General features: G+C 70.9%; 15 protein-coding genes and 1 pseudogene. 3 read left to right on the forward strand and 13 right to left on the reverse strand.

Annotated features, from left to right (window positions below):
* Positions 1–86: 86 nt before the first annotated feature.
* Positions 87–3,572, reverse strand: coding sequence for an NACHT domain-containing protein (locus tag ACFQS1_RS03995; RefSeq protein WP_378964658.1), 3,486 nt, complete (start codon positions 3,570–3,572; stop codon positions 87–89).
* A 113-nt stretch (positions 3,573–3,685) separates the two neighbouring features.
* Here ACFQS1_RS03995 and ACFQS1_RS04000 point away from each other — a divergent pair, with 113 nt between their 5' ends.
* Positions 3,686–4,381 carry a histidine phosphatase family protein gene (locus ACFQS1_RS04000; RefSeq protein ID WP_378964659.1) on the forward strand — a complete coding sequence of 232 codons (696 nt, stop codon included), beginning with the start codon at positions 3,686–3,688 and terminating at the stop codon, positions 4,379–4,381.
* A gap of 167 nt (positions 4,382–4,548) precedes the next feature.
* Here ACFQS1_RS04000 and ACFQS1_RS04005 read toward each other — a convergent pair whose 3' ends face one another.
* The 9 genes and pseudogenes from ACFQS1_RS04005 to ACFQS1_RS04045 all read right to left on the reverse strand — a co-directional run bounded on the left by ACFQS1_RS04005 (position 4,549) and on the right by ACFQS1_RS04045 (position 12,021).
* Positions 4,549–5,304, reverse strand: coding sequence for a maleylpyruvate isomerase family mycothiol-dependent enzyme (locus ACFQS1_RS04005; protein WP_378964660.1), 756 nt, complete (start codon positions 5,302–5,304; stop codon positions 4,549–4,551).
* A gap of 36 nt (positions 5,305–5,340) precedes the next feature.
* Positions 5,341–5,709, reverse strand: a pseudogene (locus ACFQS1_RS04010) (metal-sulfur cluster assembly factor); the annotation flags it as partial.
* A gap of 254 nt (positions 5,710–5,963) precedes the next feature.
* Entirely contained in the window at positions 5,964–6,419 is a 456-nt protein-coding gene (gene sufU, locus ACFQS1_RS04015) for a Fe-S cluster assembly sulfur transfer protein SufU (RefSeq protein ID WP_378964661.1), read from the reverse strand.
* Positions 6,419–7,648 carry a cysteine desulfurase gene (locus ACFQS1_RS04020; RefSeq protein WP_378964662.1) on the reverse strand — a complete coding sequence of 410 codons (1,230 nt, stop codon included), beginning with the start codon at positions 7,646–7,648 and terminating at the stop codon, positions 6,419–6,421. The genes sufU and ACFQS1_RS04020 overlap by 1 nt, the downstream gene beginning before the upstream one ends.
* 2 nt (positions 7,649–7,650) lie before the next feature.
* The gene (gene sufC, locus ACFQS1_RS04025; protein WP_378964664.1) at positions 7,651–8,412 is read right to left on the reverse strand and encodes a Fe-S cluster assembly ATPase SufC; all 762 of its coding nucleotides are present in this window, start codon (positions 8,410–8,412) and stop codon (positions 7,651–7,653) included.
* Positions 8,409–8,741, reverse strand: a complete 333-nt coding sequence (locus ACFQS1_RS04030; protein WP_378964665.1) for a non-heme iron oxygenase ferredoxin subunit — start codon at positions 8,739–8,741, stop codon at positions 8,409–8,411. Before ACFQS1_RS04030 ends, sufC begins: the two co-directional genes overlap by 4 nt.
* Positions 8,738–9,865, reverse strand: coding sequence for a Fe-S cluster assembly protein SufD (gene sufD, locus ACFQS1_RS04035; RefSeq protein ID WP_378964666.1), 1,128 nt, complete (start codon positions 9,863–9,865; stop codon positions 8,738–8,740). Before sufD ends, ACFQS1_RS04030 begins: the two co-directional genes overlap by 4 nt.
* A 3-nt stretch (positions 9,866–9,868) precedes the next feature.
* On the reverse strand, positions 9,869–11,290 hold the full coding sequence (sufB, locus tag ACFQS1_RS04040; RefSeq protein ID WP_378964668.1) for a Fe-S cluster assembly protein SufB: 1,422 nt from the start codon (positions 11,288–11,290) through the stop codon (positions 9,869–9,871).
* Complete coding sequence (locus ACFQS1_RS04045; protein ID WP_378964669.1) at positions 11,287–12,021, reverse strand: helix-turn-helix transcriptional regulator; 735 nt, start codon at positions 12,019–12,021, stop codon at positions 11,287–11,289. Before ACFQS1_RS04045 ends, sufB begins: the two co-directional genes overlap by 4 nt.
* Positions 12,022–12,128: 107 nt before the next feature.
* Between ACFQS1_RS04045 and ACFQS1_RS04050 the strand changes: the two genes are divergently transcribed.
* Positions 12,129–13,064: a COX15/CtaA family protein gene (locus tag ACFQS1_RS04050; protein WP_378964670.1), complete on the forward strand. Its 936-nt coding sequence runs from the start codon at positions 12,129–12,131 to the stop codon at positions 13,062–13,064.
* A gap of 1,214 nt (positions 13,065–14,278) precedes the next feature.
* Here ACFQS1_RS04050 and ACFQS1_RS04055 read toward each other — a convergent pair.
* From ACFQS1_RS04055 to ACFQS1_RS04065, 3 genes are all read right to left on the reverse strand, one after another.
* Complete coding sequence (locus ACFQS1_RS04055; RefSeq protein WP_378965016.1) at positions 14,279–15,190, reverse strand: ATP-grasp domain-containing protein; 912 nt, start codon at positions 15,188–15,190, stop codon at positions 14,279–14,281.
* Positions 15,190–15,483, reverse strand: coding sequence for a hypothetical protein (locus ACFQS1_RS04060; protein ID WP_378964671.1), 294 nt, complete (start codon positions 15,481–15,483; stop codon positions 15,190–15,192). Before ACFQS1_RS04060 ends, ACFQS1_RS04055 begins: the two co-directional genes overlap by 1 nt.
* A 183-nt stretch (positions 15,484–15,666) precedes the next feature.
* The gene (locus ACFQS1_RS04065; protein WP_378964672.1) at positions 15,667–16,626 is read right to left on the reverse strand and encodes a heme o synthase; all 960 of its coding nucleotides are present in this window, start codon (positions 16,624–16,626) and stop codon (positions 15,667–15,669) included.
* A gap of 253 nt (positions 16,627–16,879) precedes the next feature.
* Here ACFQS1_RS04065 and tkt point away from each other — a divergent pair, with 253 nt between their 5' ends.
* Positions 16,880–19,009: a transketolase gene (tkt, locus tag ACFQS1_RS04070; RefSeq protein WP_378964673.1), complete on the forward strand. Its 2,130-nt coding sequence runs from the start codon at positions 16,880–16,882 to the stop codon at positions 19,007–19,009.
* Positions 19,010–19,018: the final 9 nt, after the last annotated feature.

Consider the following 19,018-nt stretch of genomic DNA (forward strand, 5'->3'; position numbering starts at 1 on the left):
GAATGGCGGCGCGCGGGCGCGCGCCGCCACCGATTTACGGGTCGCCGACCAGCCACGGATGCACGGGTTGGCGACCAGCCACGGATTTACGGGTTGCCGACCAGCCAGTTGCCGATGCGCTGGTCGACGTAGGCCAGCACGGTCTCGATGTCGCCCACCATGTCGGGCATCCGGGCCAGCGCCACCAGCGAGGCGTGCAGCTGCGCGGACCCGGCGGCCAGCCAGCTGTACTCATCGAAGAGCGCGTTCAGCTCGGCGAGCCACCGCTCGTTCGTCGTGCGCAGGCTGGCCAGCCGCACCCGGAACGCCTCCAGCTCGCCGCGCATCTCGTCGGCGCCGGCCACGACCCGGGTGCGGCCCAGCTTGCCGAGCACGTCGGGTGGGCGCCGGCGGCGTTCGAGCAGCGCGACCGCGCGGGCGGACGCGACGATCGCGCCGGGCCGGTCGGTCAGCGCGGCCCAGCCGTCCGTGACCACCTTGAGGACGCTCCCGGCCAGCCACGCGGCGTTCGGGTCGTCGCGCTCGGCCCGGTCGAGCACCGCCGTCGCCGTGCGCAACCACTCGTCGGGCGAGGCCGCGGTCAGCCCGCCGAGCAGGTCGACCGCGACCTCGGTGGGGCAGTCGTGGTGGCCGGCGAGGGTGCGCAGCAGCGTGTCCGCGTACGCGATCTGCATCTGCGGATCCCAGCCGGGGAACTCCGCCGCGATCCGCACGCACCGCCGATAGGTCTCGGCGACGTCCGGTCCCGGCGCTGCCGTCGGCAGCAGCCACACCGCCATCAGCGCCTGCGCCGCCGACGGCGTGCTCTCCGGCCACCAGGACGCGAACATCGTGGTGGTCGGGGCGAGCGCGGAGCCGAGCAGCGGCTCGACCGTGTGCCACATCAGCTCGTTGCTCATGCAGCCCTGGAAGAAGACCCGCCGGCGCCGGACCTCCTCGATCTCGTGCTGGTCGACGAACGCGTCCCGGCCTCGCTCCGACTCCGGCCGCCGGTACAGCCAGTGCGGATCGACCGGCGGGACGGCGAAGGTGCCGTCGTCGAGGGTCAGGCGCCCGTCGCGGCCGCCCGGCCCGATGCACCGCTCGACCGCGAGGGTCTGCACGAGCGTGCCCCACCCGTCGTTGTTGAGCTGCCCGTGCCAGAGCATCGCGTGGTCGTGCCACTGCCGGAACGGCTCGTAGTGGGCGGGCTCGGCGAGCTCCCCGAACCGCAATCCGCCCGACGTCACGACCGCGAGAAGCATCAAATTCGCCGTGTACGCGGCGAAGCGCGCGGCCACCGTCTTGCCCGGCGCCGGCCGGTAGGCGGAGGCGGGCCAGTCCCCGCTGCGCTCGCACTGCCGGAACATCCGGATCAGCACGTCGGTCCAGAGCTCGCGCTCCTCCGGGGCCATCCGGGCCGCCATCTCGGCGAGGAACTGCACGATCGGCGCCCGGCTGGTGAGCGTCTGCACCGACAGCAGGTCGGCGAGCAGGTTGTCGCCGGTGATCGGCCGGGCCGCCACGGTGACCGCGTCCCGGGCGACCGCCTCGGCCAGCAGCTGCCAGGTGAAGCGGGCGACCAGGTACTCGCCGAAGGTGCTGTGCAAGAACTCGTACGCCCGCCTGGTCGCGCCGTGCCGGACGGCCTGAGCGCGATGCACGAAGAAGAAGCGACCGAAGATCAGCTCTTGCTCGGTGAGCGCGTCGGCGCTCACCGGCGGTGTCCGGCCCGGCGCCGGATCACCCAGCGTGGCCCGCAGATCGTCACCCACCGCTTCCTCGGTGACCCATTGGGCCGAGCGGTTCAGCATCGCGAAAGCGACCACGGCCAGCCGGGTCAGGTCCTGCTCGGCCAGCGCGTCCAGGCCCCGCGGCGACAGGTTGGTGAAGGCCTTGCCGACCTCGCGGCGGGCGAACCCGGTCACCAGTTGCTCGTAGAGCTCGCCGGTGGTCAGCGGGCCACCCGGGTCGCGGCGCAGCGCGTTCCCGTCGCTGTCGTAGAGGGCGAGCATCAGCAGCAGCAGCGGCTGGGCGGCCAGGTCGCGGTGCGCGAGGACGTCCTCGGCGGCCAGGTGGACCGTGTTCGCCTCGTTCCACGCGTCCACCCAGCCACGGATCCGCGGCTCGTCGAACGGCTGCAGGCGCAGCAGCATGGTCTCGGCGGGCAGGGCGGCGCGGTCGGCGACGCTGGTGCGGCTCGTCACGATCACCGCGGCCGCCCGGCCCTGCTCCCGTTCGCGCTGCTGGAACTCGGCCGCCTTCTGCAGGAAGTCGCTCTGGCTCACCCCGGTGGCCTGCAACAGCTCGTCGAAACCATCGAAGATGACCACGGGTACGGCGTCGATCGAGCGCGCCAGCGCGGGCCACGTCGTCTCCTCACTGGTGGCCGCCAGCACCGCCTGCTCGATCTGCCGCTGCAGGGGCAGCGAGCTGTCCACGTCGCGCAGCGGCACCCGGATCGGCAGAAACCTGGTCGTGGCGAGCCGGGCCGCCAGGATGCGGGTGAGCACCGACTTGCCGGCGCCGGGCTGGCCGAGCACCAGCATCGGCGCGCGCAGTGCCCGCGGGCTGCCCAGATAACCGGCCAGGAAGCGGTCGATGTCGTGGCGGACGCCGGCGGTACGCCAGAAGGCCTCGTCCACCGGTGAGGCGTCGGTGCGCTCAGCGACCTGGAACGCGGGCGGGATGTAGCCGCGCTCCAGAGTGGGCACGTCGAGGCCGTCCGGCAGGTCGATCGACTCGACGATGCGGTGCTCGAGCATCGCCGCGTGGGCGCGCTGGAGGGCCTTGGCCACGCCCTCGGCCTCGTTCTCGGCGGCGGCCGCGCGCAGCAGCCGCTCCAGCTCGCGCAGCGACGGCTCGAGGGCGTCGAGGCGGCCCTCGATCACATGGCGGTGGCGGTGGTCGATCCACAGGGCCATGTCGGGGCAGTCGGCCATGAGGTTGAGCAGCATCTCGTCGTACCGCCGCCGGGCGCGCCGGCCGCCGGCGTGGATGTCGCGGAGCAGGATGGTGCGCTCGCCCTCGCTCAGCTCGTCGAACGGGGCCAGACCGGCGAGGAAGCGGCCCAGGTCGGCGGTGAGCCGGTCGTAGAAGCGGTCGAGGCCGGCGAGATATTGCTCGTTGGGGACGTGCGGCTCGGGCAGCGGCACCCCGGCCCGCAGCGCCGCCGAGGTGAGGTCGCGCGCGCCGTCGGCGCCCTGGCCGGCCAGGCGCAGCTGATCCTGCCGGGTAAGGGCTCCGCCGACTGATAGTCCAGGCTTGGGTAGAGGCACCGTCCAGGACAGGTCAACCTCGGCGATCGCGTCGAAGTACGCGGCGATCACGATCACAGTGTGCGCGGCGGCGAGCCGGTCGGTGCGGTCGCGGCGGCCCGAGCCGACCATCGCCCGAGCGGCGGTGGTGACCAGCTCGCCGGAGACGCGGGCCAGCTCGGTGCGCAGGTCGAGCAGCGCGAGCAATTGCGGCGCGGCCACCGCGGCGCCCGCGAGCAGTCCACCGGTCATCGTGTTGACGCGCTGGTAGACAGCCGATTCCGGGCCACCGCCGAGGATGCGTACCGCGTCCGCGTAACTGATCGTCCTAGCCACGCCACCGATTGTCGCATCCCGCATTCATACGGCCCGATGTCCGGCATAGCAGCATATTTACCTACGCAGCAGCCGCTCGCGCGCCCGGTCCGCCCGCCGGATACGGTGGGTGCGTGTCGGTTGTAGCTGAACTCATCCTGGTGCGGCATGGACAGAGCCTGGCCAACGTCGCGTTCCCGGCGGCGGACGCGCAGGGCCTGCTGGAGGCGGAGGTGAGCGGCCGCGACGCCGAGGTCCCGCTCACCGAGATCGGCGAGGCGCAGGCCGCGGCGGTCGGCGGCTGGCTGGCGGCGCTGCCGTCCGAGCAGGTGCCCCAGGTCGTCATCACGTCGCCCTACCTGCGGGCCCGCGAGACGTGGCGGATCGCCGCCGAGTCCTCCGGCCTCGACCTGCCGCCGGCCAAGACCGACGACCGCCTGGTCGACCGCCTGCTGGGCGACCTGGAGATGCTCACCCGGGCGGCCGTGGCCGAGCGCTTCCCGCAGGAGGCCGCCCGCCGCGCCGAGGCCGGCGAGTACCGCTACGCCCCGCCCGGCGGCGAGTCCTTCGCGGACGTGGAGGCGCGCCTGGCCTCCTTTCTCACCGACCTGAACAGCGACCACGCCGGCGAGCGCGCCGTGGTCGTCGCCCACGACGCCGTGGTCCTGATGATGCGCGCCGTCATCCAGCGGCTCACCTGGGACGAGGTGATCGCGCTGGAACGCGCCGAGGGCACCGTCTGCAACGCCTCGATCTCCCAGTTCCTGACCCGCGACGGCCGGCTGGAGCTCGTCCGCTACAACGCCGTGGACCACCTCCCCAGCGTCTGACCGGCCACCGCGAACCGGCGGGCACGGCGGGTGAAACCGCCGACTCAGCGCCTGGCCGGCCACCGGGTCGGTCCGGCGCGGCGGGTGAAACCGCCGACTCAGCGCCTGGCCGGCCACCGGGTCGGTCCGGCGCGGCGGGTGAAACCGCCGACTCGGCGGCTGACCGCTCACTCCGTGGCGGACCAGGCCAGGAGCTCGGTCCAGACCGTGCGGTCGCCATCGACGCGGAGGGCGTCGGCGGGGATGCGTTTGTACAGCGCCAGGACGAGATCGCTGGCCGTGCCGTGGACGGTCGTCACCGGGTCTCCGCTCGCGGCGGGCTCGAGCTCGACGCCGGCGGGAGACAGGTCGACCAGCCAGGCCGGGCCCTCGGTCGCGGTGAAAGCGACCCGGGCCGGGCGGTGGGGCCAGGGGCCCAGGCTGGACATGCCGACGCTGAGGAACTCGGCGACGCCGTCGACCGCGACGGCGGCGGGGAGCGGATCGGGCTTGCCCGCGGTCTCCTGCGCGTCGTAGGCGTGGACGGCCGCCTCCTGCACCTGGTGCCGGGCGACCGCGGCGGCGGTCATCGGCGCGCCGGAGGCCGCCCACCACGTCCAGGCGGGGCTTTCGGGGCCGGCGGCGCGCAGCGCGTCGAGCAGCAGCGCCGTCGACTCGGCCGACCACCCGAGCAGGTCGCCGCCGGGATCGGGAAAGGCCCGCTGGTCGGCACCGGGCGGGCCGGACGTGTCGGCCAGGCGCGTGGTGACGGCCCAGAAACGCTGAACCGTGCCGAGGTGATAGACCAGGTCGTCAAGGCTCCAGTCGGGGCAGCCGGGCACGCGAGCCTGGAGCGACGACGCGGCCGCGGCGGCGGAGCGCAACGCCGCAGACCGGTCGTCGATCAGGGTCAGAAGGTCATCGAAGCGAGGCGTCCGAGTCATGCCCCGGTTCTACCAGCGGGGTACGACAGAAACGGCTCAGACGTTGAAGCCCAGCGCCCGAAGCTGCTCGCGCCCATCGTCGGTGATCTTGTCGGGGCCCCACGGCGGCAGCCACACCCAGTTGATCCGGAAGTCGCTGACCAGTCCGCCGCCCGGCCCGGTGGTGAGCGCCGACCGGGTCTGGTCCTCGATCACGTCGGTGAGCGGGCAGGCCGCCGAGGTCAGCGTCATGTCGAGGGTGACCACGTTGTCGTCGTCCACGTACGTGCCGTAGACCAGGCCGAGGTCGACCACGTTGATCCCGAGCTCGGGGTCGACGACGTCCTTCATCGCCTCCTCGATGTCCGCGATCGAGGCCTTCGCGACCGGGGCCGATGCGGCCGCCGCATCCGAGCCGGCCGCATCCGAGCCGGCCGAACCCGAGCCGGCCGAACCCGAGCCGGCCGAACCCGAGCCGGCCGAACCCGAGCCGGCCGAACCCGAGCCGCCTGACTCCGGAGCGTCCGGCGACGCGGCGGCGTTGAGGTCGACGTCCGGCGCCTCGGAGGCCGACCCGGCGGCGGCCGCGGCGGCCCGCTCCTCGGCCAGCCAGGCCGGCGTCTGGTCGCTCCCGGCGTCGGCCGGGGCGTCCGTGACGGCGTCGGTAACGGAATGGTCGGTCATGCCTTCACCTCCGGGCTCACGCCCACGTCAACTCCGGCGCGCGCCGCCGCGTCCTTGAAAGCCATCCACGGCAGCAGCGCGCACTTGACCCGGGCCGGGAACTTCGCGACCCCCGCGAACGCCACCGCGTCCCCGAGCACGTCCTCGTCCGGCTCGACCTGCCCGCGCCCCTGCATGAGCTCGACGAACGCCTCGTGGACCGCGGCGATCTCGGCGGCGGAGCGTCCCACGAGCAGCTCGTGCAACACCGACGCGGAGGCCTGCGAGATCGAGCAACCCAGGCCGTCGTATGAGATATCGGAAAAATCCGAGGCGACCCGCACGGTGATCTCGTCGCCGCAGGTCGGGTTCACGTGATGGGCCTCGCCATCGAAGGTATCCCGGAGCCCGCGGCCGTGCGGATGCTTGTAGTGATCGAGGATGATCTCCTGGTACAGCGCGTCGAGCATCATCAGCCGAACACCTTCCGCACCTGGTCGAGACCCCGCGCCAGCGCGTCGATCTCGTCCGTCGTCGTGTAGAGGTAGAACGACGCCCTCGTCATGGCCGGCACGCCGAATCGGGCGCACGTCGGCTTCGCGCAGTGATGTCCCACGCGTACCTCAACGCCGAGCGCGTCCAGGATCTGCCCGACGTCGTGCGGGTGCACACCCTCCACCGCGAAGGACAGCGTGCCGCCTCGCCCTTCGGGCGTCGCCGGCCCGAAGATGCGAACTCCCGGCACATCGCCGAGCGCCTTCAACGCGTACGCGGTGATGTCCTGCTCGTGCTGGTGGACCGCCTCCATGCCCACCCCGGTCAGATAATCCACCGCCGCGCCGAGCCCGATCGCCTCGGCGATCGGCGGCGTCCCCGCCTCGAACCGGGCCGGCGGCGCCGCGTAGGTCGTCCCCGCCATCGTCACCGTCTCGATCATCGAGCCGCCACCCAGGAACGGCGGCATCTTGGCGAGCAGCTCGAACCGCCCCCAGAGCACGCCGATGCCGGTCGGGCCGAGCATCTTGTGCCCGGTGAACGCGATGAAGTCGACCCCGAGCCCGCGCACGTCGACCGGCAGGTGCGGCACCGACTGCGAGCAGTCCAGCGCCACCAGCGCGCCGACCTCGCGGGCCCGCGCGACGATCGGCGCGACGTCGTTGATCGTGCCGAGCGTGTTGGACATGTGCACGACCGACACCAAGCGAGTGCGCTCGTTGATCAGGCCTGAAAGGTCCGAAATGTCGAGACGGCCGTCGTCGGTGATCCCGAACCACCGCAACGTCGCGCCGGTCCGCTCGCAAAGGAGCTGCCACGGAACGATGTTGGAGTGGTGCTCCATCTCCGAGATGACGATCTCGTCGCCCGGCGAAAGAGCCAGCATCTGCCCCGCCGAGTGCGCGATCAGATTCAGCGACTCGGTCGAGTTCTTGGTGAAGACGATCTCGTCGGGGGTGCCGGCGTTGAGGAAGGCCGCGATCTTGGCGCGGGCCTCCTCGTACGCCGTGGTGGCCTCGGTGCCGAGCGTGTGCACCGAGCGGGACACGTTGCCGTTGTGCCGCTCGTGGTGCTCGCGCATGACCTCGAGCACCTGGCGAGGCTTCTGCGAGGTGTTCGCGCTGTCCAGGTAGACCAGCGGGTGCCCGTTGATCTCTCGGGAAAAGATCGGGAAGTCCGCCCGGATCCGGGCCACGTCGAAAGCCATGATCAGGCCCGCGCCGCCACGTAGCGCTCGTAACCCTCGGCTTCCAGCTGCTCGGCCAGCTCGGGGCCACCCTCCTGCACGATCTTGCCGGCCACGAAGACGTGCACGTAGTCCGGCTTGATGTAGCGCAGGATCCGGGTGTAGTGGGTGATCAGCAGCAGGCCGGTCTCGCCGGTCTCGCGCACCCGGTTGACGCCCTCGCTGACGACGCGCAGCGCGTCGATGTCGAGGCCGGAGTCGGTCTCGTCGAGGATCGCGATCTTCGGCTTCAGCAGCTGGAGCTGCATGATCTCGTGCCGCTTCTTCTCGCCGCCGGAGAAGCCCTCGTTGACGTTGCGCTGCGCGAACGCCGGGTCCATCTGCAGCTTCTCCATCGCCGAGCGCAGCTCGCCGGCCCAGGTGCGCAGCTTCGGCGCCTCGCCGTCGATCGCGGTCTTCGCGGTGCGCAGGAAGTTCGCCACCGACACGCCGGGGACCTCGACCGGGTACTGCATGGCCAGGAACAGGCCCGCGCGGGCGCGCTCGTCCACGGTCATCGCCAGCACGTCGTCGCCGTCGAGGGTCACGGTGCCGCCGGTGATCTGGTATTTCGGGTGGCCCGCGATCGAGTAGGCCAGCGTCGACTTGCCCGAGCCGTTCGGACCCATGATCGCGTGGGTCTCGCCCGACTTCACGGTGAGGTCGACCCCGGCGAGGATCGGCTTGAGGTCGCCCTCGGGCAACTTCACCGACACCTGCAGTTCGCGGATCTCCAGGGTACTCACGGCTTTACTCCATTACTCGGCTCGGTCGAAACGTAGAGGTCGCCGTCGCGGATCTCGACGGCGAAAACGGCCACCGGCTCGGTGGCGGGCAGTCCGGTGGGCTCGCCGGTGCGCAGGTCGAAGCGGGAACCGTGCAGCCAGCACTCCAGCGTGCAACCGTCCACCTCCCCTTCGGAGAGGGGGACCGCGGCGTGCGAGCACTCGTCGCGTACGGCATAGAAATTGTCGTCATCGGCATGCACCACCGCGACATCGACGCCGGCGACCTCCACCGAGATCGCCGAGCCCTTGGCGACGTCGGCGGCCGCGCCGACCAGCTCGAAGCTCACGAGGAGAACTCCGCCAGCCGCGCCTCGATGGCGTCGCCCAGGCGCTCGCGCAGCTCCTCGACCGGGATCTTGTTGATCAGCTCGACGAAGAAGCCCCGCACCACCAGCTTGCGCGCCTCACGCTCGGGGATGCCCCGCGCCATCAGGTAGAACAGCTGCTCGTCGTCGAAGCGGCCGGTCGCGCTCGCGTGCCCGGCCCCGACGATCTCGCCGGTCTCGATCTCGAGGTTGGGCACCGAGTGGGCGATCGCCCCGTCGGTCAGAATCAAGTTCCGGTTGATCTCGTACGTGTCGGTGCCGGTCGCCGCGGCGCGGATCAGCACGTCGCCGACCCACACCGTCTTCGTCGACGCGCCCTGCAGCGCCCCGCGGTAGCCGACGTAGCTGCGGCAATCCGGCACCGCGTGGTCGACCAGCTGACGGTGCTCGAAGTGCTGACCGGTGTCGGCGAAGTAGAGGCCCCACAGCTCGGCGTCGCCGCCCCGGCCGGCGTACTCGACGCTCGTGTACTGGCGGACCAGATCGCCGCCCAGCGCCACCTGCACGTGCTGCACCCGGGCGTCCTGGCCGACCCGGAACCGCACGTGCTGGGCCTGCACGGCGCCGGCGTCCCACTCGGCCAGGGTCACGAACGTCAGCTGGGCGCTGTCGGCGATGACCACCTCGACGTTGTCGGCCAGGGTGGCCGTACCCGTCTGCTCCAGAACGACGGTGACCTTGGCGAACGCGCCCACCTTGACCACAGTCCGGGCCGCGGCGGCATCGCCGCCCTTGCCCACCACCCGCAGCACGACGGCCTCGTCCGGCGAGGTCTCCGGCGCCACCTCGATCAGCGTGACGCCGTCGGCCGAGCCGTAGGCCAGCGCGGAGATGCGGTCGAACGGGGTCAGCACCGCCTCGGCGCTGTCCACGTGCCGCACCGCCACCCCGGCCGGCAGCTCACCATGCTCGACGGCCGGCGCGACGCCGGTCAGCCTCGACGCGGTGACCAGCTCACCGAGCCGCTTGAGCGGGGTGAAACGCCACTCCTCCTCCAGCCCGTTGAGGGCCGGGAAGTCGGCGACGTCGAACGAGCGCAGCAGCTGCGACTTGGTGGTGGGCGGGGCAAAAGTTTCCGTGGTCATGGTTTAACCGACAGCGCCTTCCATCTGGAGCTCGATAAGACGGTTCAACTCGAGGGCGTACTCCATCGGCAGTTCCTTGGCGATCGGCTCGATGAAGCCACGCACGATCATGGCCATCGCCTCGTCCTCGGTGAGGCCGCGGCTCATCAGGTAGAAGAGCTGGTCCTCGCTGACCTTGGAGACCGTCGCCTCGTGCCCCATCGCCACGTCGTCCTCGCGGATGTCGACGTACGGGTAGGTGTCCGACCGGGAGATGGTGTCGACCAGGAGCGCGTCGCACTTGACCGTGCTCTTGGAGTGCGAGGAGCCCTCCAGCACCTGCACCAGGCCGCGGTACGACGTGCGGCCGCCGCCCCGGGCGATCGACTTCGAGACGATCGTGGAGGACGTGTGCGGCGCCGCGTGCACCATCTTGGCGCCGGCGTCCTGGTGCTGGCCCTCGCCGGCCATCGCGACGCTGAGCACCTCGCCCTTGGCGTGCGGGCCGGTCATGTAGACCGCCGGGTACTTCATCGTCACCTTGGAGCCGATGTTGCCGTCGATCCACTCCATGGTCGCGCCCTCCTCGCAGGTGGCGCGCTTGGTGACCAGGTTGTAGACGTTGTTCGACCAGTTCTGGATGGTCGTGTACCGGCAGCGGGCGTTCTTCTTCACGATGATCTCGACGACCGCGGAGTGCAGCGAGTCGGAGGAGTAGATCGGCGCGGTGCAGCCCTCGACGTAGTGCACGTACGCGCCCTCGTCGACGATGATCAGCGTCCGCTCGAACTGGCCCATGTTCTCGGTGTTGATCCGGAAGTAGGCCTGCAGCGGGATTTCGACGTGGACGCCCTTGGGCACGTAGATGAACGAGCCGCCGGACCACACGCTCGTGTTCAGCGCGGCGAACTTGTTGTCGCCGACCGGGATCACGGTGCCGAAGTACTCCTTGAAGATGTCCTCGTGCTCCCTCAGAGCCGTGTCGGTGTCGAGGAAGATGACACCCTGCTCCTCGAGGTCGTCACGGATCTTGTGGTAGACCACCTCGGACTCGTACTGCGCGGCGACCCCGGCGACGAGGCGCTGCTTTTCCGCCTCGGGGATGCCCAGCCTGTCGTACGTGTTCTTGATGTCCTCGGGCAGGTCGTCCCAGCTCGCCGCCTGCTTCTCGGTCGAGCGCACGAAGTACTTGATGTTCTGGAAGTCGATCCCGGTGAGGTCGGCGCCCCACGACGGCATCGGCTTGCGGTCGAACAGCCGCAGGCCCTTGAGCCTTCGCTCGAGCATCCATTCCGGCTCGTTCTTCTTGCCGGAGATGTCGCGCACCACGGCCTCGGACAAACCGCGCTGCGCCGAGGCGCCCGCGACGTCGGCGTCGGCCCAGCCGTACTCGTACTTGCCCAGGGCGGCGAGGTGCTCTTCCTGGCTGACGATCTGGTCGGTCATGTATCTGTCCTAACCGTGGTTGCTGGCGTTACTGCTCTTCCGCGCGCCGGTCCTGGGATGTGCGTGGTGCACACCCCGTCGCCGTGCGCGATGGTGGCGAGACGCTGCACGTGGGTGCCGACGAGGCGCGAGATGACCTCGGTCTCGGCGTCGCACAGCTGCGGAAACTCGGCGGCCACGTGGGCCACCGGACAGGAGTGCTGGCACAGCTGCCCACCGGACGCGATCGTGGTCGCGTTGGCAGCGTAGCCCTCGGCGGTGAGCGCCTCGGCGAGTGCCTCCGCCCTCTTGATCGGGTCGTCGCCGGCCTGGCGGATCGCCTGCCGGCAGCGCTCCTCGAGCGCCCGCACCTGGGCGGCGGCGAACTCGCTGACCGCCTCGGGCCCGCTGCGCTGCGCGATCCAGCGCAGGGCGGCGGTGGCGATGCCGTCGTAGTGATGCGGGTTGAGATCCTCGCGGGCGGCCGCGGTGAGCGCGAACGCCTTCGCCGGCCGGCCCCGCCCGCGTCGGCCCTGGTGGCGGACCTCACGGGTCTCGACCAGCCGGTCGGCGAGCATCGCGTCGAGGTGCTTGCGGATCGCCGCCGGCGACAGCCCCAGCTCGGCGCCGAGCTCGGCCGCGGTGGCCGCCCCGCGCTCGAGCAACAATTGCGCGACGCGATCACGGGTGCGCCCGTCGGACGCGCTGGCAGACGCCACCGCACCGCTCCGGATCAGCACCTCGTTTTTCACTACGCCAACGTTACGTATTTCCGCGGAAGGCTGCAAACCGGCACCTCGGTGATCCAGGCCACCGGCTCCCGGGAGGGCCCGTTCCGCGCGCCGCGGCGCTGCGTACGATGCCAAAGGTGAGACTTCCCGCGCTGCGCCCGATGGCCCTCGCGTCCCTCATCGCGAACATCGGCCTGGTCGTCACCGGTGCCGCGGTTCGCCTGACCGATTCGGGTCTCGGCTGCCCCACCTGGCCCAAATGTACCGACGCGTCCTACACGACGACGTCGGCGATGGGCGTGCACGGCGTCATCGAGTTCGGCAACCGCCTGCTCGGCATCGCGCTGTTCGTAATCACCCTGGCCTGCTTCATCTCCGCGTGGCGGCAAACACCGCGCCGGCGCCGGCAGGTGCGCTTGAGCGTGCTGGTGCTGCTGGGGATCCCGGGGCAGGGCGTGGTGGGCGGCATCACGGTTCTCACCAACCTCAACCCGTGGGTGGTCGGCCTCCACTTCCTGCTGTCGATGGCGCTGATCGCCGCGGCGTACGCGTTGTGGCGCTCCACCGAGGAGGGCGACGGCGCTCCGGTCTTCCTGGTCGCCGCCCCCCTCCGCCACCTGACCGCCGTCATGAGCCTCGTCAGCGCCGCCGTCATCGTGATGGGCGTGGTGGTGACCGGCAGCGGCCCCCACTCCGGCGACAACGGCGCCAAGCGCAACGGCCTGGACCCGGCCGCCGTCGCCCAGGCCCACGCCGACCTGGTATTCCTGCTGCTGGGCCTGACCGCGGCTCTGTGGTTCGCCTTCCGCGCCGTCCACGCCCCCCGCGCCGCCCGCGCGGCCCTCGCGCTGTTGGTGATCGAGCTGTCCCAGGGCCTGATCGGCTTCGTGCAGTACTTCACCCACCTCCCGGTAGCCCTGGTCGCCGCACACATGCTCGGCGCCAGCCTGGTCTGGACCGGCACGGTCGCCGTCCTGCTGGCCATCCGCGACCGCCCCGAGCTGGCCGCCCCCGCCCCCGAGCAGCCCTCCCCGGCCACCGAGCCCGTTTCCACGTCGCTCTGACGGCGCCTTCGTTCGTCACCCTGACCGGCGCCTGGATTCAAGGCCTTTCGAGGATCAAAGGCCTTTTCCCGTACGAGGCAGCACCTCCCCGCCGATCTGCCCGTCCCCGCCGCACAACGCGACCCCCTGCAACAACAGGCCGTAACGCGCCCATCGCCCCAGGCGGCCGGCACCCCGCAACGACCGCTCGGCAGCTCGTTGGCCGGGCAGCCGGGCAGCCGGGCAGCAGGGCAGCAGGGCAGCCGGCCAGCCGGCCAGCGGGAGCGGCGACGGGGGCCAACGACGCCAAGCGGCCAGCGCGACGCGGCCAGCGCGACGCGGCCAGCGCGACCCGGCCAGCGCGACGCGGCCAGCGCGACGCGGCCGAACGGGCAGCGGGCCCAACGGCGCAACGGCCGGCCAGCGCCCCGGCGGCGAGGAGGTGCCGCCGGGGCGGCGACGAGGTGCCGACGGGCCTGACCGCGCTGAGCGAGGGCCATTGGCCGGCGATGGCGGCCGGTCACGCCGAGCGTGGCGTCGGCTTGGGCTTGGGTGCTTGGGCGGGGCGGTCGCGGGCGTGTGGGCCACCGGCACCGTCCGGAGGCACGGAGCGACGGTGCCGGTGGCCGGTGGCCGCCCAGGGAGACGAGGGGCGGCCTCCGCGATCGCGTGTTCTCGGGGCTCACCTCCGTTCTGGAACCGCTGAAGCCGGAGAGGGGCACGGGTTCCTGCGGTTGGTCGAAGGGCCGGGCCGGCGGGGCCGATCGCACCTGGCGGGTGCCAAGGCGGGTTGGTGCGAACGGGGGCGTGACATCGGGCATGGGAAGCGCATGCCCGGTCCGCGGCCTCCCGCCGGCCCGGCGCCGGCGGCTCAGCGGCGAGACCGCCGGGCGGTCGGGGAACGACCGCCGGTGACCTGCGGGAGCCTCGGGAAGCTGGGGAACAGGCGGGACTTCGGTCGCTTGGAGAGGTTGCTGTGCTTCATGGGGACAGCGTGCCGGGGCGGAGCGATCAACGAAGAAGAGATTTGCGGGCTGTGGACGACACACCCGGCCGTCCACAGGAGTGAGCGAGAAGACGCAGGTCAGCGTGGTTCGGTCACTTCGAACGGTGCCCGGCGGGGAACGGACCGGAGCGTCAAGGCCGCACCGGGGAAGGGGGCGGGCGAACATCCCGAGAAGGCGGGTGCGCCGATGCGCGGCGCGGGGCCCCGCGCCCCCGTACGTGTGCTGGTCTTAAAGAAGGGTGACCACGACGTCGGCCAAGCGTTCCGCCGCGCCGGGAGCCGTCAGGAAGAACAGGGACGGCTCGGTGAGCTCGAGCTCCAGCAGCACCGGCGCGCCATCGGGGCCGGGGATCAGGTCGACCCGGGCGTAGAGCAGGCTCGCCTGATCCACCGGCAGCGCGGCCAGGACCCGCGCGGCGACCGCCAGCTCGGCCTCGGAAGGCTGCCGGGCGCTGATGTCCTCGCTGCCCGGGTCGATCTTGCCCTCGTCGGGGCCGGTGAGCATCGGGCCCTTGCGGGCGGCGTGACTGAACGTGAGGCGGCCGGTGGGGTCGCGGAAGAACATCAGCGCGGTCTCGCCGGTGGTGTCCACGGCGGTCAGGTACGGCTGGATCATCGCGGTGCGGCCGGCCACCAGGAGCCGCTCGACGTGGGCCTGAGCCAGAGCGGCCTGCCCGGGCAGGGTGTAGCGGCCGGTGTCCTGGCTGCCGGCGCTGATGGTGGGCTTGACGACCCACTCGCCGGATGCCGGTGGGATCCAGGTGTCGCCGGGGGACACATAGGTCGTGGGGGTGACCGGGACGCCGGCCGACGCCAGGTCCCGCAGGTAGCGCTTGTCGGTGTTCCACTCCAGGACGTCGGCCGGGTTGAGCAGCCGCGGGACCCGCCGCGCCCAGGCCAGGAACGCGTCGCGGCGCGGGACGTAGTCCCAGGGCGAGCGCAGGATCGTCAGGTCGTAGGCGTTCCAGTCGGCCTCGGGGTCGTCCCAGCGGACCGCCTCGACCTCGACGTGCCGGGCCCGCAGCGCGTCGCGCAGGGGGAAGTCGTCGTCCCAGAGCTCCGGGAACTGGTCGCAGGTAACGAGGGCGACCCGGGAGGCCGGCTCCCGGGTCGCGTGGGTAGTGGTGGACGTGGGCAAGATCAGCGGGCCATGCTCCGGCGCGACATGGAGCGCCACAAGTCGTTGCTGGGGCGCATCTGCTCGAGCAGCTCGCGCTCCCACTCGTTCTCCACCTCGACGCCCGCGTTCTCGCAGGCCTGACGGGCTATGTCGGTGCCGTCGGCGAACTGGTCGGACCACTCGCCGTCGTGCCCGACGAGGACAATGCGGGCGCCGCGCTTGCCGACGTACTCGATGACCGCTTTGGCGCCACCGTGACCGGCGGCGAAAGACTTGATCCCCGCGGTCAGTGTCGTATCGGAACCTTGAGCCATGACGGGCAGCCTAAGCAGACACGACGCGGGGGCAAGCATCGTAAGTGCCATTTTGTGATGCCAATTACCTGCGGGTTTAGTTTCCGACGGCATTGCTATGAGCCAATTGCGCCCGAATTGCCCGCATCAACGGGGTTCCATCGTTGGGGTGATCACCCGTATCCCGGAATCGGGACATAGCGCTCAGACGAGCGCGTCCACCGCCACCGCGATGAACAGGATGGTGAGGTAGGTGATGCTCCAGTGGAACAGCCGCATCGGCTTGGCCGGTTTGCCCTGGCGCGTCCGCTGGACCAGCAAAAACGCCTCGGCGAGGAACAAAGCGCCGGTGATGATGGCGGTGACGCCGTAGATCGGGCCCAGGCCGAGCGGCCAGGCCGCGAGCGAGGCGACGACGGTGAGCACCGTGTAAAGGGCGATCTCGCCGTTGACCCAGGCGGCCGAGCGCACCACCGGGAGCATCGGGACGCCGGCCCGCGCGTAGTCGGCCTTGTACTTGATGGCGAGCGCGTAGAAGTGCGGCATCTGCCAAAAGAAAACAACCGCGAAAAGCGCCCATCCCAGGGCGGACACGGAACCGGTCACCGCGGCCCAGCCGATGATCACCGGCGCCGCGCCGCAGACGCCGCCCCAGAACGTGTTGGCCGGGGTGCGCCGCTTGAGCCAGAGCGTGTAGACGACGTCGTAGTAGAAGATCGCGCCCGCGGTCAGCGCGGTGGCCAGCCAGTTGGTGAAGATCGCCATCAGCGCGACCGAGATCACCGCGAGGGTCAGGCCGAAGATCAGCACCGCCCGCGGAGTGACGCTGTGTGCCGGCAGCGGGCGTCGCTTGGTGCGCCGCATCAGCTCGTCGATGTCGCGGTCGATGTAGCAGTTGAGCGCGCTGGCGGCGCCGCCCGCCAGACCGCCGCCGACCAGCACGACGGCCAGCGTGCGCAGGTCGGGCCAGCCGCCGGAGGCCAGCATCAGGGTCGGGACCGCGGTCACCAGGAGCAGCTCGACGATCTGCGGCTTGGTCAGCGCGAGGTACGCGCGGAACACGGCGACGAGATCGCGGCGCGCCCCGGCGTCGACCGGCCGGTCGGCTCGCGAAGGGACGCCCGGCGCCCGTCCGGGGACGGGACGCTCGGTGATCATGCTCACGGACAGCCACCTTCCGGCATCGGCACTAGCCACATCACGACCGTTACCGGCGCCAGCCGGCGGCACGCTCGGACAGCCTACGCTCAGCCGAACGCGCTGCTCCGGCGACCCAGCGCGGGTGTACGGCGTCACACGTGGCCTGTCCGCTCTCAGCGTATGGGCCTGAGCCGTTCCGACGGCACGGGTTTACGGCAAGTGGATAGGGTCAACCTCAAAAGGGTTCCTAATCCATGCCCCGAGGAGCACAACCGACGTGGCTGCCACAGATCCTGCTCTCAATTGGTCCGACCTCGACCGCAAAGCGGTGGACACCGTCCGGGTGCTGGCCATGGACGCCGTCGAGAAGGCCGGCAACGGCCACCCCGGAACGGCCATGAGCCTCGCGCCGGCCGCCTACCTGCTGTTCAACCGCGTCATGCGGCACGATCCGACCGACCCGCACTGGCCCGGGCGCGACCGCTTCGTGCTCTCCTGTGGGCACTCCAGTCTCACCCTCTACATTCAGCTCTACCTCTCCGGTTACAGCCTGTCGCTGGACGACCTGAAGGCGCTGCGCCAGTGGGACTCGCTGACCCCCGGCCACCCCGAGTTCGGCCACACCCCCGGCGTCGAGGTCACCACCGGCCCGCTCGGCCAGGGCATCGGCAACGCGGTGGGCATGGCGATGGCCGCCCGGCGCGAGCGCGGCCTGTTCGACCCCGACGCCGCCGCCGGTGACTCCCCGTTCGACCACAACATCTACGCGATGTGCTCCGACGGCGACATCGAAGAGGGCGTCAGCCACGAGTCGAGCGCGATCGCCGCGGTGCAGAAGCTCGGCAACCTCACGCTGATCTACGACGACAACGAGATCTCCATCGAGGACGACACCCGGATCGCCAAGGCCGAGGACGCCGGCAAGCGGTACGAGGCGTACGGCTGGCATGTGCAGACGGTCTCGTGGCGCAAGGGCGACCCGGCCAAGGGCGACTACCACGAGGACGTCGAGGCGCTCTGGAAGGCGATCCAGGAGGCCCAGCGGGTCACCGACAAGCCGTCGTTCATCGTGCTCAAGACGATCATTGGCTGGCCCGCGCCGAACAAGCAGAACACTGGCAAGATCCACGGTTCCGCGCTGGGCGAGGCCGAGGTCAAGGCGACCAAGGAGATCCTCGGCTTCGACCCCAACGAGACGTTCGCCGTCGAGCCGGCGGTGCTCGAGCACGCCCGCAAGGTCGCCGAGCGGGGCCGCGCCGCGCACGCCGAGTGGGACAAGTCGTTCGCCGCCTGGGCCAAGGCCAACGGCGAGCGCAAGGAGCTGTTCGACCGGCTCGACGCGCGCAAGCTGCCCGAGGGCTGGGAGAAGTCGCTGCCCGAGTTCCCGGCCGACGCCAAGGGCATCGCCACCCGCGCCGCGTCGCAGCAGGTGCTCAACGCGCTCGCGCCGGTGCTGCCGGAGCTGTGGGGCGGCTCGGCCGACCTGGCCGAGAGCAACAACACCACGATGAAGGGCGAGCCGTCGTTCATCCCGGCCGAGTACGCCACCAAGGAGTTCCCGGGCAACGAGTACGGCCGCACGCTGCACTTCGGCATCCGTGAGCACGGGATGGGCTCGATCCTCAACGGCATCACCGCCGACGGGTTCACCCGGCCGTACGGCGGCACGTTCCTGGTGTTCAGCGACTACATGCGCGGCGCCGTGCGGCTCTCCGCGCTGATGAAGCTGCCGGTGATCTACGTCTGGACGCACGACTCCATCGGCCTGGGCGAGGACGGCCCGACCCACCAGCCGATCGAGACGCTCTCCGCGCTGCGCGCCATCGTCGGCCTCAACGTGGTCCGCCCGGCCGACGCCAACGAGACCGCGTGGGCCTGGCGGGGCGCCCTGGAGCACACCGACGCCCCCACCGCGCTGGCGCTGACCCGGCAGCCGATCCCGACGATCGACCGCACCAGGTACGCGTCGGCCGAGGGCGTCCTCAAGGGCGGATACGTGCTGTCCGACGCCTCCAACGGCGACCCGCAGGTGATCCTCATCGGCACCGGCTCGGAGGTGCAGTACTGCCTGACCGCCCAGGAGCGGCTCGAGGCCGAAGGCACTCCGACCCGCGTGGTATCGATGCCGTGCCAGGAATGGTTCTACCAACAGAGCACCGCGTACCAGGAGGAAGTGATCCCGCGCGGCGTCAAGGCACGTGTGACGGTCGAGGCTAGCATCCGGATGAGCTGGGATCGCATTCTTGGAGATGCGGGCGAGCCGGTCAGCATCGAGCACTACGGCGCCAGCGCGCCGGCCAAGATCCTCTTTGAGCAGTTCGGGTTCACCGCGGACAACGTGGTGGCCAAGGCCAACGCCGCCCTGGCCAAGGTCGGCGACATCACCGGTCACACGACCGGTAATTGAGGGAGTGTT

The sequence above is a fragment of the Paractinoplanes rhizophilus genome, from assembly GCF_042664765.1.
In the GTDB taxonomy this organism is placed as follows: domain Bacteria; phylum Actinomycetota; class Actinomycetes; order Mycobacteriales; family Micromonosporaceae; genus Actinoplanes; species Actinoplanes rhizophilus.